At 70.6% G+C, this 15,582-nt stretch carries 12 protein-coding genes; 11 read left to right on the forward strand and 1 reads right to left on the reverse strand.

Translation table 11 applies throughout. From position 1 onward, the window contains the following. The first annotated feature begins 93 nt into the window (after positions 1-93). From V6V89_RS04240 to V6V89_RS04275, 8 genes are read left to right on the forward strand one after another with little or no spacing between them, the layout of a single operon-like run. On the forward strand, positions 94-2,679 hold the full coding sequence (locus tag V6V89_RS04240; RefSeq protein ID WP_334617587.1) for a sensor histidine kinase: 2,586 nt from the start codon (positions 94-96) through the stop codon (positions 2,677-2,679). After that, positions 2,679-3,074 (forward strand): roadblock/LC7 domain-containing protein, encoded by a 396-nt coding sequence (locus tag V6V89_RS04245; RefSeq protein ID WP_334617611.1) that lies wholly within the window; start codon positions 2,679-2,681, stop codon positions 3,072-3,074. Before V6V89_RS04240 ends, V6V89_RS04245 begins: the two co-directional genes overlap by 1 nt. A 10-nt stretch (positions 3,075-3,084) precedes the next feature. Next, positions 3,085-4,257, forward strand: coding sequence for an ABC transporter substrate-binding protein (locus tag V6V89_RS04250; protein ID WP_334617588.1), 1,173 nt, complete (start codon positions 3,085-3,087; stop codon positions 4,255-4,257). Then, positions 4,254-5,138, forward strand: a complete 885-nt coding sequence (locus V6V89_RS04255; RefSeq protein WP_334617589.1) for a branched-chain amino acid ABC transporter permease — start codon at positions 4,254-4,256, stop codon at positions 5,136-5,138. Before V6V89_RS04250 ends, V6V89_RS04255 begins: the two co-directional genes overlap by 4 nt. After that, a complete protein-coding gene (locus V6V89_RS04260) occupies positions 5,135-6,052 on the forward strand; it encodes a branched-chain amino acid ABC transporter permease (RefSeq protein WP_334617590.1) in 918 nt (305 codons plus the stop codon). Before V6V89_RS04255 ends, V6V89_RS04260 begins: the two co-directional genes overlap by 4 nt. Beyond that, the gene (locus tag V6V89_RS04265) at positions 6,049-6,756 is read left to right on the forward strand and encodes an ABC transporter ATP-binding protein (RefSeq protein WP_334617591.1); all 708 of its coding nucleotides are present in this window, start codon (positions 6,049-6,051) and stop codon (positions 6,754-6,756) included. The genes V6V89_RS04260 and V6V89_RS04265 overlap by 4 nt, the downstream gene beginning before the upstream one ends. Next, positions 6,757-7,464 carry an ABC transporter ATP-binding protein gene (locus tag V6V89_RS04270; protein WP_334617592.1) on the forward strand — a complete coding sequence of 236 codons (708 nt, stop codon included), beginning with the start codon at positions 6,757-6,759 and terminating at the stop codon, positions 7,462-7,464. A gap of 4 nt (positions 7,465-7,468) precedes the next feature. Next, entirely contained in the window at positions 7,469-8,242 is a 774-nt protein-coding gene (locus V6V89_RS04275) for a methyltransferase domain-containing protein (protein ID WP_334617593.1), read from the forward strand. Positions 8,243-8,296: 54 nt separating this feature from the next. Here the strand turns inward: V6V89_RS04275 and V6V89_RS04280 are convergent, their stop codons facing one another. Further along, positions 8,297-10,000, reverse strand: a complete 1,704-nt coding sequence (locus V6V89_RS04280; RefSeq protein ID WP_334617594.1) for a CocE/NonD family hydrolase — start codon at positions 9,998-10,000, stop codon at positions 8,297-8,299. A gap of 406 nt (positions 10,001-10,406) precedes the next feature. Between V6V89_RS04280 and V6V89_RS04285 the strand changes: the two genes are divergently transcribed. The 3 genes from V6V89_RS04285 to V6V89_RS04295 form a co-directional block, all read left to right on the forward strand. Further along, a complete protein-coding gene (locus V6V89_RS04285; RefSeq protein ID WP_442935059.1) occupies positions 10,407-12,158 on the forward strand; it encodes a glycoside hydrolase family 6 protein in 1,752 nt (583 codons plus the stop codon). A 111-nt stretch (positions 12,159-12,269) separates the two neighbouring features. Further along, on the forward strand, positions 12,270-14,924 hold the full coding sequence (locus tag V6V89_RS04290) for an EAL domain-containing protein (RefSeq protein WP_334617596.1): 2,655 nt from the start codon (positions 12,270-12,272) through the stop codon (positions 14,922-14,924). 100 nt (positions 14,925-15,024) lie between these two features. After that, positions 15,025-15,582, forward strand: a 558-nt coding sequence (locus tag V6V89_RS04295) for a cellulose-binding domain-containing protein (protein ID WP_334617597.1), incomplete at its 3' end; no start/stop codon positions are given.

A 15,582-nucleotide genomic window follows, 5' to 3' on the forward strand; every position in this document is an offset into this window, starting at 1 on the left:
CCGGCCTTGGTGTCTGCCAGTCAAGCCCATGCGGATCATCAGTATCCAACCCGCCTGAGAGGCTGGAAAATCGCCTCTCGGCTGCGCATCATCGTGATCGCTCCACTGGTCGCGGTGGTGGGCTTCGCCGGGTTCGCGCTCGCCGCGAGCGTCCGGCAGGCAGACCGTGCCAGCGACCTTGGCGTCCTCTCCGACCTGGCGACCGACGCTGGCGCGCTCGCGTACCAGCTCCAGCGCGAACGCGTCTCCGCGGCCGACCTGCTCACCAACGGCACGCCGCGCCAGGAGAGCGCCTTCGCGGAGCAGACCGCCGCGAGCGACGAAGCCGTCGCCCAGTACCGGCGGCAGCGTGCCCTGGTCCCCTCGGTGTCGCCTGGCACGGCCACCGTCCTGGACCGGATCGACACGTCGCTGTCGGGCCTCGCACCGCTGCGCGCGCAGGTCCGCACGGCCGCCAACGCCTCGGTCTCCGCGATGACGTTCAGCTATCGCATCGTCATCGCCGACCTGCTGGCGTACCGCGAGGCCACGTCGCAGGGCGTGGCGTCGACCGAGATCGCCGACGACATCCGTGCCGCCGCCGCGCTCGCCAAGGCCGGTGAGGCGATCGGCCAGCAGCAGGTCGCCGTCATGCGGGCGCTCGCCGCCGGGCAGCTCACACCCGCGCTCCAGCAGGACATCACCGCGTCGCGCACCAGCTTCACCGAGTCGAGCCTCACGTTCCTGGGCCTCGCCCGGCCACAGTGGAGGGTCTGGTGGGAGCAGGCGGGCAGCGGTGAGGAGATCCTTGCGCTGCAACGCCTCCAGGACGAGGTGTCGCGGGCCCGGGCCGGTGACGAGCTGACGCTGGACGCCGGCCAGTGGATCACCGCGACCCAGGCGCACGCGCGCCGCCTGTACGAGGTGCAACAGCGGGTCGACGCGGCGGTGCGGGTCGACATCGAGGCCGCCCGCGTCGACCAGCGGCAGCGCGCGGTCCTCGAAGGCGTCGCGATGCTGGTCGCGCTCCTGCTGACGCTCGTGGTGACGTGGGCGGTCGCCCGCCAGATCACCCGCCGCCTGCGGCGGCTGCGGGACGCGGCGAACACCGTGGCGTTCAACGAACTGCCCCATCTGGTGGCCGAGCTGCGCAGCGCGGACCGCGCGGCCGTACACCCGGAGGCGCTGGCGATGCAGGTCGCCCCGCTGGAGCGTTTCAGCAAGGACGAGATCGGTGAGGTGGGCCAGGCGTTCAGCGCGGTGCACCGGGCCGCCGTACGCACCGCGGCCGAGCAGGCCGTCATGCGTGCCAACACCGCCGACATCTTCATCCACCTCAGCCGCCGCGAGCAGCGGCTGGTCGACGCGGTACTGGCACAGGTCGACACCGTCGAGAAGGACGAGACCGACCCGGAGCGGTTGCAGCAACTGTACACATTGGACCACCTGGCGACCCGGATGGCGCGGATCAACGCCAGCCTCCTGGTGCTGGGCGGGGTCGGCGTCGGCCGGGTACGCCGCGATGACGTGCCGCTGCCAATGGTGTTGCAGGCGGCGATGTCGCAGATCGAGAACTACACCCGCATCCGGCTCGGCGTCGTCGACGGCGACGTGGCCGTGATGCCGGACGCGGTCGACGAGGTCGTGCACCTGCTCGCCGAGCTCATGGACAACGCCACCAGCTACGCCCCGCCCGACAGCGACACCTGGGTCACGGCGCGCGGGCTCGGCGACCGGGTCATCGTGCAGATCAGCGACGAGGGCGTCGGCCTGCCACCGGCACGGCTCGCGCAGCTCAACGAGCTGGTGGCCCACCCGCCGGCCATCGACGTTGCCGCTATCCGGGCGATGGGCCTGGTCGTGGTCGGGCAGCTCGCCAACCGCCTCGGCGCCTCGGTCGAGCTGCGTCCCGCCCCGAAGCTCGGCACGATCGCCGAGGTCTCACTGCCCGGCGCGATCATCCGTCCGGTATCGCCGGAGGCGCAGCTGCCCGCCGCTGGGCCGCCGCCCGTCGACCTGCCCCGGACGGCGGCGTACCGCAGCCGCGGCGCCGAGCGGGCGCTGCCGGTCGCGCCGATATTCCAGTCGGGCTCCACGCTGCCGATACCGGTGTCGCCGCCGGTGACGCTCTCCGCTCCGGTACCCGCGGCGCCGGCCCCGGCCCCAGGCGGGGGCGGTGGGTATGGAGGCCCGCCGCCCTCCCGCCGCCCTCCGCCCCGCCGAGAAAACGACCAGACCGAGGAGTTGCTCATCTTCGAACAGGTGAACAGCTGGTTCCGCGCCGGGAGTACGACGGAGACGAACGGCAACGGCAACGACAACGGCCACTCTCAGCCTTACCCGGCTGAACCGGCGCCCGAGCCCGCCCCGGAGCCGAAACCCGAGGCCGCCGCGCCCACCACGTATCGCTCCAGCAGTTGGGAAACGCCCGGCGACGAAGGCTGGCGCGCCGCCAGCGAGGCGCTGACGCCGCAGGTCGAGGCGAAGACGCCGTCGGGCCTGCCGATCCGGCAGCCGCAGCGCCACCTCGTACCCGGTGGCATCACCGTGCCCGCAGACCGGGACGACCGCTCCGAGCAGCGCGACCCCGCACAGGTCGCCGCGGCGATGTCGGCGTACGCCCGTGGCGTGGCCGCGCGCCGCCCGGTGGCCATGAGCAGCAACCCCGCAACGGATGCGAAGACTGGAGAACGAAAGTGATCACCAATTACGGAGATCTCGGCTGGATGCTGGACAGCTTCGCCGAGCGGGCACCCGACGTCAGCCACGCGATCGCCATCTCCGCCGACGGCCTCATGGTCGCCGCCACCCGCGACCTGCCGGCGGACCGCGCCGACCAGCTCGCGGCGACCGGCAGCGGCCTGGTCAGCCTGCTGCGCGGCGCGGCGGCGTTCTTCGACGCGGGCACGGTGATCTCGAATGTGACCCAACTCGAGGGCGGCTTCATGTTCTCGATGTCCTTCAACGACGGCGCCTCACTGCTCGTACTGGCGACCCCGACGTGCGACGTCGGAAAGGTCTCGTACGAGATGACGGAGCTGGCGAATCGGATCGGCGAGGCGCTGACCCCAGCGTCTCGAGGAGCACTCAGGTAGAGGGAGAACGATGTATCGCAGCAAGGTTCTGGCCGGCTTGCTAGCGCTCGGTGTGACGGTTGCCGCCGCGGGGTGTGGCGGTGAACCGGAAGGATCGCCCGGGACGATCAAGGTCGGCCTGCTGGCGTCGCTTTCCGGCACGTACCAAGCGATCGGCACCGACATGCGCGACGGCTTCCAGCTCTATCTGCGAACCCACGGCGGAAAGCTGGGCGGCCACCCGATCGAGCTGGTCGTGGCCGACGAGGGCGACGGGCCACCGACCGCGGTGCCCGCCGCGACCAAACTCGTCAAGCAGGACCGGGTGTCCGTGCTGACCGGCATCGTCGGCGGCGGTTCGGCCGCTGGCGTGTACCCGGTGCTGACCGAGGCGAAGATCCCGTTCATCGGTGCGAACGCCCGGCCGGCGTTCAAGGACGTGTCCCGGGTCTGGCACACCTCGTACCTGTCGCAGGAGACAGGCGCCTCGGTGGCGCAGTACGTGCGTGACCACGTCGACGGCTCGGTGTACGCGATCGGGCCGGACTACCAGGGCGGGCACGACCAGCTGAAGGGCTTCACCGAGGCGTTCACCAAGGCCGGCGGCACGCTGGCGAACGCGGACGGCAAGACCCGGTTCACGCCGTTCCCGACGACGACCAACTTCACGCCGTACTTCGCGCAGATAAAGGCGTCCGGCGCCAAGGCGGTCTACACCTTCTACGCCGGCACCGCCGCGATCGACTTCGTGAAGCAGTACTCCCAGTCCGAGATCAAGGACCTTCCGCTGTACGCGGCGGGCTTCCTGACCGAGGGCGGCGTGCTCAACGCGCAGGGCCCGGCGGCACGGGGCATCTTCTCGGTGCTCAACTACTCGCCCGACCTCGACAACGCGGAAAACCGCTCGTTCGTGGCGGCCTGGAAGGAGAACCACGACGCTCCACCCACCACGTACGCGATGGCGTCGTACGACGCGGCGGCCGTGCTGGACAAGGCGATCGGCGCGGCCGGTGACAACCCGACGCCCGAGTCGATCAACAGGGCGATCGGCCAGCTCGGGCAGATCGACAGCCCGCGCGGCGCCTGGCAGTTCTCCAAGTCCACGCACTCGCCGGTGCAGAAGTGGTACCTGCGCCAGGTCCGGCAGGACGGGCGGGCACTGTCCAACATGGTCGTGACGGACCTCGCAACGGTAGGCAAATGAATCGGGTTGATGCCTACCTGATTCCGGCGCTCGACGGTGTCGCGTATGGACTGTTGCTGTTCGTCGTGGCGGCGGGGCTGGTGCTCTCCTTCGGGGTGGCCGGCATCCTCAACCTCGCGCACGGCACGCTGTACGCGATCGGTGCCTACGTCGCGGCGACCCTGAGCGACGGGAGCTGGCTGGCGTTGCTGCTGGCTCTCGTCGCGGGGGTCGCCGCGACGACCGCCGGTGGTGCCGCGCTGTCCGGCATGCTCGCGCCGGTACCCCGCGGTGACCACCTGACGCAGGCGCTGCTCACGTTCGGGGTGGCGCTCGCGGGCGGGAGCGTGCTGGTCATGGCGTTCGGGGCGGAGAACCTTCCGGTGCGGGTACCGGCCACTGTGGACCGCCCGGTCGACCTGGCCGGGCACGCCTACGCCGGGTACCGCCTGGTGTTCATCGCGGTGGCGGCGGCGCTCGCGCTGGCGCTGCACGCGGTGGTGACCCGCACCCGGGCCGGCATGCTCGTGCGGGCCGCGCTCGACGACCCCGACATGGTGGCCTGTCTCGGCGTGAGCCCAGCGCGGGTACGCCTCGGCGTGCTGGCCGCGTCCGGCGCGCTCGCGGGCACCGCCGGCGTGCTCGGCGCCCCGATCATTGGTCCGGGGCCGGGCACCGCCGCCACCGTGCTGCTGCTCTCGCTCGTGGTCGTCGTGCTCGGCGGGCACAGCGGGCGCAGCTCGGTCGCCGGCACTCTCCTGGCCGCGCTCGCGGTCGGTGAGATCCAGACGCTGGGCGTCGCCCTGGCGCCGACCGCCGCGCCGTTCCTGCTCTTCGCGGCGATGGCGGCCGTTCTCGCGGCTCGCTCCCACGGGCTGATCCGGCGATGGAGCCCGGCATGAGATGGCTGATCGCGCCAGCGCTGCTGGCGGCCGTCGCGGCGCCGTGGCTCGCCGACCCCTACACCACGGCGACGCTGGCCCGCATCCTCGTGCTCGGCCTCGTGGCGGTGAGCGTGGCGCTGCTGACCGGCGTCGCCGGCCTGCCCACGCTCGGGCAGACCGCGCCGTTCGCGGCCGGCGCGTACGCGGCGGCGACGCTCGCGCTGCACTCCTCGTCGGTGGGCGTCACGCAACTGTTGATGGGTGCGTCGGTCGGCGCGGCCTTCGCGGCGCTCACGGTGCCGCTCGTCGTGTACGCCCGTGGCGTGGTCGTACTCATGATCACGCTGGCGATCGGCGAACTCGTGGTGACCGCCGCCAGCCGGTGGCGGTCGGTGACCGGCGGCACCGACGGGCTCGCGGGCATGCCGTCGCCCCGCCCACTGTGGGGACTGCCGGTCCTCGACACCGACCGGGCGCGGTACCTGTACGCGCTGGCCGTGGTCGGGATCGTGCTGTGTGCGGTGGTTCTGCTGCTGCGCGGGCCCTCCGGCATGTACCTGCGCGGCTGCCGCGACGATGAGGCCCGGATGCGGGCCAGCGGGCACCCGGTGGGCGCGTACCTGGCCATCGCGTACGTCGCGGCCGGGGCGATCGCGGGGGTGGCGGGCTCGCTGCTGGTCACCACGCAGCAGTACCTGTCACCGGCCGACTTCGGTTTCGATGTCGCGGCGCTGCTGCTGCTCGGTGTGGTGATCGGCGGGGCCGGCTCGGTAGTCGGCGCCATCGCCGGCACCGCTGTCGTGCTGGCGGCCCGCGACTGGCTCTCCGGCCTGCTGCCCGGGCGCGGGCCGCTCCTGCTCGGCGCGCTCTTCATAACGGCCGCATATGTGCTGCCACGGTTCCGTTTCAGGCTGCGGCGCGTGGTCGCATGAGAGCTCTGCTCGACGTCGAGGCCCTGTCTCGCGGGTACGGGTCGCTGGTCGCGTTGGACCGGATCGACCTGCGGATCGGTGAGGGGGAGCGGCACGCGCTCATCGGACCGAACGGTGCGGGCAAGACGACGCTGCTCGACCTCGTGGCCGGCGCGACGCGCCCGGACGGCGGGCGGATCCGGGTCGCCGGGCGCGACATCACCCGGCTCGGGCCGGCGCGACGAGCCCGGCTCGGGGTCGGCCGCATCCACCAACGGCCTGCCATCTGGCCTTCCCTATCCACATTGGACAACATTGCGGTGGCCGGTGCGCGGCGCCGCGGCGGGTTCCGCCGCACGCTGCCGGCGGCCCGTGAGCTCCTGACCTCCCTCGCGCTCCCCGACGTGGCCGCCGCCCAGCTTTCACACGGCCAGCGCAGGCAACTGGAGATCGCCATGGCGCTGGCCGGCCGGCCTCGGCTGCTGCTGCTGGACGAGCCGGCGGCGGGCCTGTCCGCGGTCGAGTTCGCGCAGCTCAGTGCGGTGCTCGATGACCTGTCGCGCACCGTGACCGTGCTGCTCGTCGAGCACCGGCTCGATCTGGTCTACGCCTTCGCCGACCGGGTCACCGTGTTACGCGACGGCCGGCGCGTCCTCACCGGTACCCCCGACGAGATCCGCACCTCTTCGGTGGTCCGGAGCGCGTACGCCGAGGCGGTGAGCTGAGTGCTGCGGATAAGCCGCCTCAGCGCCGGATATGGCGGCGGGACCGTCCTGCACGACGTCGACCTGTGCGTCGGCGCGGGGCGGGTCCAGGCGATCATCGGGCGCAACGGCGCCGGCAAGACCACGCTCGTGCACGCGATCGCCGGCCTGCTGCGCCCGTACTCGGGCACCGTCGAGGTGTCGGGCGTCGATCTCGCCGGCAGGCCAGCGCACCGGATCGCCCGCGCCGGCGTCGGTCTGGTCCCTCAGGGCCGGCGCGTTTTCGCGAGCCTGACGGTGACGGAGCACCTGTCGCTAGTCACCGGTCTCTTCAGAAGTCCTATATGGACAGTAGAGAGGGTGCTGGATCTCATGCCCCGGCTGGCGCAGCGACTGCGGCACCGTGGCAACCAGCTCTCCGGCGGCGAGCAGCAGATGCTCGCCATCGCCCGAGCCCTGCTCACCCAGCCGCGCCTGTTGCTGCTCGACGAACCATGCGAAGGGCTGGCCGGCGAGGTGGCGGACCGGGTACGGGAGGTCGTCGCCGGCCTGGCCGCCGACGGCATGACCGTGCTGCTCGTCGAACAGCAGCTCCACCACGCGGTACAGCTCGCCGACCGGATCGCCGTCCTGGACTACGGCCGCCTGGTCGCTGACGAGCCCGCGGACGGCGTACGCGCCGACCCCGCACCCATCGAAGCCCTGCTCAGCATCGCCCAGCGGAGGTAACACCATGCCCGGATACGCGTTCAGCAACCGTTCGCCTGAAGCCGACAACCAACTGCGCGCGCTGGAGTCCTTCCTGGACCCGATCACGGCGCGCCGGCTCGTGCTTCGCCCGGGTGCCCGGTGCTGGGAGGCCGGCGCGGGTGGCGGATCGGTGGCCTACTTCATGGCGCGCGCGGTTGGCCCCGTCGGGCACGTCGTCGCCACCGACATCGACCCGCTGCACCTCGTGCCCGACGACAACCTGTCGATACTGCGGCACGACGCCCGCGAAACCCCGCCGCCCGGTGGACCGTTCGACGTCATCCACGCCCGGCTCCTGCTGCTGCACCTGCCCGAGCGGCGGCGGGTCCTTGCGCAGATGGCGAGCGCGCTGGCGCCCGGCGGCTGGCTGGTGGTGGAGGAGTTCGACTGCACGGCGGCGCCCCGAGTGCTGATCGCGCCGAGCGACGACTCGGCGAAGCTCTTCCAGGAGGTGATGGACGCGCTGTTCGGCGTGCTCCGCGACCGGGGCGCCGACCTGGCGTGGGCGCAGGACGTGCACGGCGAGATGGCGCAGGCCGGTCTGACCGACATCGACACCACGGTGCACGTCGAGAGCTGGACGGGTGGCTCTCTGGCCATGTCGCTGTACGACAACAACTCCCGCCAGCTAGAGCCAAGACTGCTGGCAGCCGGAATCTCCCCGGACCAGCTCCGCACCTTCCGCGCACTGGCCCGTGACGAGGCGTTCGCGGCGATGTCCTACTCGTTCGTCTCCACCCGCGCCCGCCGCGCCTGAGAAAAACTTGCCGAGTTGTGGCACGTATGGCGCCACAACTCGGCAAGTTCCCGGCTAGATCAGGGGCAGTAGAGCCCGGCTGGGCGCCAGGGAGACTGTCACGCCGCCCGCGGCCGGGTCTGGCGCCAGGTATTCGTTGTGGTTCGCTACGACGACCACGCCGATTCTCGAACCCGTCGGGAAGATGTAGTCCTTGGGCTCCAGCGTGATAGTCGCTGTGTACTGGGTGCCAGGCACCAGCGGGGACGCGGTCGTCAGGGATGTGCGGTTCTTCGTGTCCAGGGCGCCTCGGGTCACGACCCTCGTCGGCGCGCCGTTGGTGTAGTGGACCAGCATCGCCGTCAAGGGGGTGCTCGACGACGTGGACGTGAAGGTGACCTGCACTCGGCCGGTGCCGGAGAGCCGCTTCGGCGCGGTCAGCACGGGTGCCAGGTAGACGAGGCGGCCGGGCTTTGCGGTCTCGGGCGCGGTGGTCATCGGGTACTCGAGCTGGAAGCGGTCGTCGGTGAACGACTGGGTGCCGCCCGAGGCGGGCGAGGTGAGCAGGGTGCCCGCGGCGCCGGTGGCCGGGCCGCCGAAGTACAGGCTGGTCTCGGTGCCGCCCGGCCACGTGGCGTACGTGTTGGTCGTGCCGTCGGGGCGCTTGATGGTGGCCTGCGGCTCGTTCATGATCCCGTTGTCGATGTCGTAGAGCCAGTGGTCCATCCACCGGCCGACGGTGTCGCGCGCGACGAGGTCGGAGCTGAACGGGTCGCTGTGCCCGCCGTCGTGCAGCCACAGCTTGCGCGGCACGCCGTTCGCGATCAGCTGGTCCCAGTAGCGGCCGAAGTGGGTGGTCTTGGTGTTGCGGTCCTGCTGCCCGTGCACCATGAAGACGGAAGCCTCGACCTGGCTGGCCTGGTCACGATAGTCACGGGCCTGCCAGAACGCGTTGAAGTCGGCGGTGGCGTCGTCGGCCTGGTCGCCGAGTTGCTGATACCGGCTGGCGCACTGGCTGAGCGCGGTGGGGTGCGAGACGTACTGCGCCAGCGACTGCGGGTACCGGCTGCTGAAGCCGCCGTACGCGATGCCGTGGGCGCGGGCGTAGTCGTACCAGCTGGAGATGCCGGCGATCGGCACGATGGTTTCGAGTCCCTCGACGCCGGTCTCGGCGACCGCGATGGGCAGGGTGCCGGCGTACGAGACGCCGATCATGCCTGCCGAGCCGGTGCTCCACGTCGCCACCGCTGGGGTGCCGTCGGCGTACGTGGCGGTGGCGCGGCCGCCCAGCCAGTCGACGGCCGCCTTGGCGCTGATCGTGTCTTCGGGACCGCCGGTGGTCGCGCAGCCTTCGGACTCGGCGGTGCCCTGCATCTCGACCTCGACGACGGCGTACCCGCGCGGCACGAAGTAGTCGTCGAACCAGGTGTTGAAGTGCGGGGCCGGCACGATGAGATCGGACTGCTGGCGGGCCAGCGAGCTGACCCCGAAGTACGGGCTGGCGTGGATCACCGACGCTACCTGGAGGCCGCTGGCGGTGCCTTCGGGGCGGATGAGACGGGCGGCGATGCGGTCGTTGCTCCCGTCGCCGTTGCTGTCCATCGGCGCGGTGATGTAGACGGTCTCCTGGATGGCGGCGGCGAGCGAGAAGACCGGCTGGGTGGCGCCGTTCTTCACGACAAGCCCTGCGGGCCCTGCCGGTGCCGCCGAGGCGGACGCCGGGACGAGTACAGCGGCTGCCGCGACCGCGAGCGCGGTCACGGCTGATCGGATACGCACCTGATTGTCCCCCGTAGGTTAGGTGTGCCATCGATGAGGGTGCACCCGCCCAGGACCCTGCCACAGCCTGTGCGATCGAGGAACTAGAGTGTGACGAAGCTCAATATATGCGGGTAACCGGATATCGTTTCCTCGGCTTCTGCTTGTGCGTGGGAGCCCTCCCATGCAAGACTCGCTTAACGCATTCGGGGGAGCCGATGCGAGCGGTTGACCAGGGCACGCGGATCGGCGAGAGCCGTACGCACGGATGACCGCAATGATCTTTTGCTCGCCGCTCCGGGCTAGGCGAGCCGCCCCCCTCCGGCGTTCTGCGGCGCCACCATCCTCTGAGCCCGCGGTCCGCCACGCCAGAGCGCCTCACTCTGGCGACGCGCGACGAAGTAGGAGAATACGAATGAGACTCGTCTTGAGTCGCAACAGAAAGCGGAGCCTCGCGATCGCGTCGGTTGCCGCTGTTGGCCTGGGCGGCCTCTCCGTGATCCAGGCCCTGCCCGCGAGCGCCGCCACTGGGTGCAGCGTCACCTATACGATCGCCAGCCAGTGGAACAACGGCTTCCAGGGCAGCATCGCCGTACGCAACGTCGGCGACGCTTGGACCTCGTGGTCGCTGACCTTCTCGTTCGCGAACGGGCAGCGCGTGAGCCAGGGCTGGAACGGCCGGTTCGCCCAGAGCGGCACCCAGGTGACCGTCAGCAACGAGAGCTGGAACGGGAGCGTGGCGAACGGCGGCTCTGTGAACCCTGGGTTCACGGGCACGCACACCGGCACCAACGCCGTGCCGACCGCCTTCTCCGTCAACGGTGTGGCGTGCACCGGCACGGTGACCCCGACGACGCCGGGTACCAACCCGACGACCCCGGGCACCAACCCGACCACGCCGGGCACCAACCCGACGACCAGCCCGCCGCCCAACCCGGGCCAGAAGGTCGACAACCCGTACTCGGGCGGCCAGGGCTACCGGAACACGGAGTGGCAGGCCAAGGCCAACAGCGTCTCCGGCGGTAGCCGCATCGCCAACAACCCGACCGCGGTGTGGATCGACCGGATCGCGGCCATCAACGGCACGCCGAACAGCAGCTCGAACGGCGCGTTCGGGGTACGTGAGCACCTCGACGACGCGCTGCGGCAGGGTGCGAGCTACATCCAGTTCGTGATCTACAACCTGCCCGGTCGTGACTGCGCGGCGCTCGCCTCCAACGGTGAGCTCGGCGCGACCGAGATCGGTCGCTACCGGACCGAGTACATCGACCCGATCGCGGCGATCCAGGCTGACCCGAAGTACGCCAGCCTGCGGATCATCAACATCATCGAGATCGACTCGCTGCCGAACCTGATCACGAACGTGGCGGGGCGGGGCGGCGAGACCGCGCAGTGCAACACGATGAAGGCCAACGGCAACTACCAGGCCGGCATCGCGTACGCCCTGCAGAAGCTCGGCGCGATCGGCAACGTCTACAACTATGTCGACGCCGCCCACCACGGCTGGATCGGCTGGGACGACAACTTCCGCCCGAGCGCGCAGCTCATCGCCGACACCGTCCGGCAGTCCGGCAGCGTCAACAACGTGCACGGCTTCATCACCAACACGGCCAACTACTCGGCCCTGCAGGAGCCGTACATCACGGTGAACGACCAGACCCGGCAGTCCAAGTGGATCGACTGGAACCGCTACAACGACGAGCTGTCGTTCGCCCAGGCGTTCCGCACCGAGCTGACGACCCAGGGCATGCCGTCGAACATCGGCATGCTGATCGACACCTCCCGCAACGGTTGGGGCGGCTCGGCTCGGCCGACCGGCCCGCGCACCACGGGCACCATCGACGAGCAGGTCAATGGCTCCCGGATCGACCGCCGCATCCACAAGGGCAACTGGTGCAACCAGAGCGGCGCCGGCCTCGGCGAGCGTCCGCGCGTTGCCCCGGCCTCCGGCATCGACGCCTACGTGTGGGTCAAGCCCCCGGGTGAGTCCGACGGCTCCAGCCGCCTGATCGACAACCCCGAGGGCAAGGGCTTCGACCGGATGTGCGACCCGACGTACACCGGCAACTACCGCAACGGCAACAACCTGTCTGGCGCCCTCGACAATGCCCCGATCTCGGGTGCATGGTTCCCGGCGCAGGTCACGCAGCTCATGCAGAACGCGTACCCGCCCCTGTAAGGGCTCGCTGATTCAAGGCTTCAGCTGAGATGGGGCCCGGCGTGTCGCGCCGGGCCCCATCGTCATTGTCATTTGCCCCACGGCAACCAGGAGTTCGGCGTAGCCTCGCAGGTGTCGGCCGATCTCGCGCTGGGTGTACTGTCGCCGTTCCTCGGCGGCTGGTACTTCGGCGGGCTGCTCCAGGGCATCGTCCGGGCGGCGGCTGACGAGGGCGCGACCGTGGTCGCGCTGCAAACCCTCGACGCGGGCACCGACCAGCTCGAGATGCGCCAGCCACCCGACCTCCGGCACCCGGCCGCGTGGGGCCACGCCGCCGGCTTCATCGTGATCATCAACGCGGCGACCCCCAGCTATCTGGCCAAGATCCGGGCCACCGGCAAACCGGTGGTCACGATCAGCCACGAGGTACCCCAGGTCGGCTCCCCGGTGGTACTGCCCGACAACACCACCGGGGTCCGCGACGCGGTCGCCCATCTCGTCGGCCACGGCCACGAGCGGATCGCTTTCGCTGGCTACCTCGGCGCGAAGGACGTCCGGCAGCGGTATGAGACCTATGTGGAGGCGCTGCGCGCACACGGGCTGGTGCCCGACCCGGGCCTGATCTTCCACGCCGAGGACAACCAGGAGGGTGGTGGCGAAGGCGCCGCGCGGGCCTTGATCGCCACCGGGCTGCCGTCGACGGCAACGGTCCTCGGGACCGACGCCAACGCCGTCGGCTTCCTGCGGGTCCTGACCAACGCCGGCTATCGGGTACCTGATGATCAGGCGATCGTTGGCTTCGACGACCTGCGTGCCGCCGCGTACACGTTGCCCCGCCTCACCACGGTCAACCATCCGGTCGAGACGATCGGGCGAACCGCCGTCGCCACGCTCGCCGCCCAGCTCCGCGGCGAGTCGGCACCCGACCGAATCCTGGTCCCGACCACGCTCATCGTGCGGGAGTCGTGCGGGTGCCCGCGCGGCAGCCGCCCGGTGCCGCCGATCGACGAGCTGGAAGCCGCGGGTCGCGGGTACTACCGGGAGCGCACCCACCTCCAGGTGACCCTCAGTCGGCAGTACGAGGTCAGCATGAACCTGCTACGCGGACATGAGGAGGACCCGCGGCATCTGCACTGGCTCGCGCGGACCTCGGCGCGCGCTGGCTGCCTCGGCCTGTGGGGCGACCGCGACGCACCAGACCCGGAGCTGGAGCTGGTCGGCTCCTTCTACCGCGACCCGCTGGCAGCCGAGCCGCCGCGTTCCGTGCCGATCAGCCGCTTCCCGCCCGCCGAAGTGCTGGCGGCCGCCCGCGAGGCGCCGGACGCGATGACCTTCGTGGTGCCGGTGAAGGTCGAAGACAGCGACTGGGGGCTGCTGGCCGTGGTCGACTCGGTGGAGACCCGGGTCGGCACGGGGCGCGAGCCGATCAACCACTGGGCGGCGCTGCTGACCGTGGCACTGGACTTCCAGACCGTACTGGCGGCGCTGCGCCAGCAGGAGGAGCAGCTCCGGGTCGCGGCGTTGTACGACCACCTGACCGGCTTGCCGAACCGCACCCTGTTTCTCGACCGCCTCCGGGATGCCATGCGGCAGCGCGGGCGCGACTTCGCGGTGCTCTTCGTCGACCTCGACGGTTTCAAGGTGGTCAACGACAGCCTCGGGCACACCGCCGGCGACCGCATGCTGATCCAGGTGGCGCGCCGGATCGCGGACACCCTGCGGGAGGGCGACACTGCGGCGCGGTTCGGCGGCGACGAGTTCCTCATCCTGATGGACGGGGTGTCCGAGCCGTACACGCCAGTGCAGGTCGCCGAGCGTCTGCACGCCGCGCTGGCGCCGCCGTTCCGCCTCCAGGGGCAAGACGTCGTGGTGACCGCCAGCATCGGCATCGTGCTGGGCGGCGACCGGTACGTCGAGGCGGAAGACCTCGTGCGCGACGCCGACATCGCCATGTACTGGTCGAAGTCGCAGCGCAAGGGCTCCCACGCGCTCTTCGACGTGGCGATGCGCGCCAAGGCGGTGACCCGGCTCCAGATCGAGACCGAGCTGCGCCAGGCGATCTACCAGGGCGAGCTGGAGGTGTACTACCAGCCGATCGTGCAGCTGGGCAGCGGCCGCACCCGCGCCTTCGAAGCCCTGATCCGGTGGCGACACCCGGTGCGCGGGCTGATACTGCCGGACGCGTTCCTGGGCGTTGCCGAGGAGAGCGGCCTGGTGATCCCGATCGGCCGGTGGACGATCGGGGAGGCGTGCCGGCGGCTCGCCGCATGGCAGCGCACGCCGGGCCGCGACGACCTGCGGGTCAGCCTCAACGTGTCGAACCGGCAGTTCTGGCATGGCGGCCTGGTTGACGATGTCGAGCGGGCACTGCGGCACGCCGGCCTGCACCCCCGCAACCTTGCGTTTGAGATCACCGAAGGCGTGATCATGAACAACGTGGCGCTGGCCAAGAAGATGCTGGAGGATCTGCACGACCTCGGGTGCGAGCTGCACATCGACGACTTCGGCACCGGATACTCGTCGCTGGAGGCCCTGCACCGGCTGCCCATCGACGCCCTCAAGATCGACCGGTCGTTCGTGGGCCGGCTCGGCGTCGACGCGAAGAGCAGTGCGCTGGTGCAGACCATCGTGCTCATGGGCGGCAACCTGGGGATGCAGCTCATCGCCGAGAGCGTCGAGACCGAGGCGCAACGGGTGCACCTGTTGCGCCTGGGCTGCGCGTACGGCCAGGGGCACCTGTTTTCCGAGCCGGTGCCGGCGGACGAGGCGGAAGCGTTGATCTCATAGCTTGCATCGATCTATGTGATTGGCTATGTTGATCCGGAAGTCGGCTCCCGGGCGACCGTCTTCGCGACAGTTCGCCCCTTCTTGACCTCGGGAGCTAGACATGCGCATCAGGCGCTCTCGCGCCCTCCTCGCCGCGACCACGGTAGTGCTGGTCGGCGTCGGGGGCGGCCTCACCGCTGTCACGGCGCAGGCCGCCGCGGCGGGTTGTTCGGTGACCTACTCGGTGGGCTCGCAGTGGCCCAGCGGCTTCACCGGCAACGTAAACCTGACCAACCTCGGCGACCCGCTCAGCAGCTGGACGCTCACCTGGTCGTTCACCGCCGGGCAGCAGATCAGCCAAGGCTGGAACGGCACCTTCACGCAGAGCGGCGCCCAGGTGCGCGTCACCAACGCCAGCTGGAACGGGGCGCTCGGCACGAACGCGACCGCCGGTATGGGCTTCAACGCCTCGTGGGCCGGCACCAACCCGGCGCCCACAAGCTTCGCGCTCAACGGCGTGACCTGTAACGGCACGGCCACCCCCGCCCCGACGACCGCGGCGCCGACGACGCCACCACCGACCAGCGCGCCACCCACGACCCCCCCGCCGTCCAACCGCACGTTTACGAATCCGTTGAAGGTGCGTGGTCCGGATCCGTGGTTGCAGTATTACGATGGT

It is taken from the genome of Micromonospora sp. CPCC 206061 (assembly GCF_036906915.1).
GTDB lineage: Bacteria > Actinomycetota > Actinomycetes > Mycobacteriales > Micromonosporaceae > Phytohabitans.

What these genes read in the sequence shown, in the direction of transcription:
- V6V89_RS04250 (WP_334617588.1), top strand. Translation starts at nt 3,085, where the DNA reads ATGTATCGCAGCAAGGTTCTGGCCGGCTTGCTAGCGCTCGGTGTGACG.
- V6V89_RS04255 (WP_334617589.1), top strand. Translation starts at nt 4,254, where the DNA reads ATGAATCGGGTTGATGCCTACCTGATTCCGGCGCTCGACGGTGTCGCG.
- V6V89_RS04260 (WP_334617590.1), top strand. Translation starts at nt 5,135, where the DNA reads ATGAGATGGCTGATCGCGCCAGCGCTGCTGGCGGCCGTCGCGGCGCCG.
- V6V89_RS04265 (WP_334617591.1), top strand. Translation starts at nt 6,049, where the DNA reads ATGAGAGCTCTGCTCGACGTCGAGGCCCTGTCTCGCGGGTACGGGTCG.
- V6V89_RS04275 (WP_334617593.1), top strand. Translation starts at nt 7,469, where the DNA reads ATGCCCGGATACGCGTTCAGCAACCGTTCGCCTGAAGCCGACAACCAA.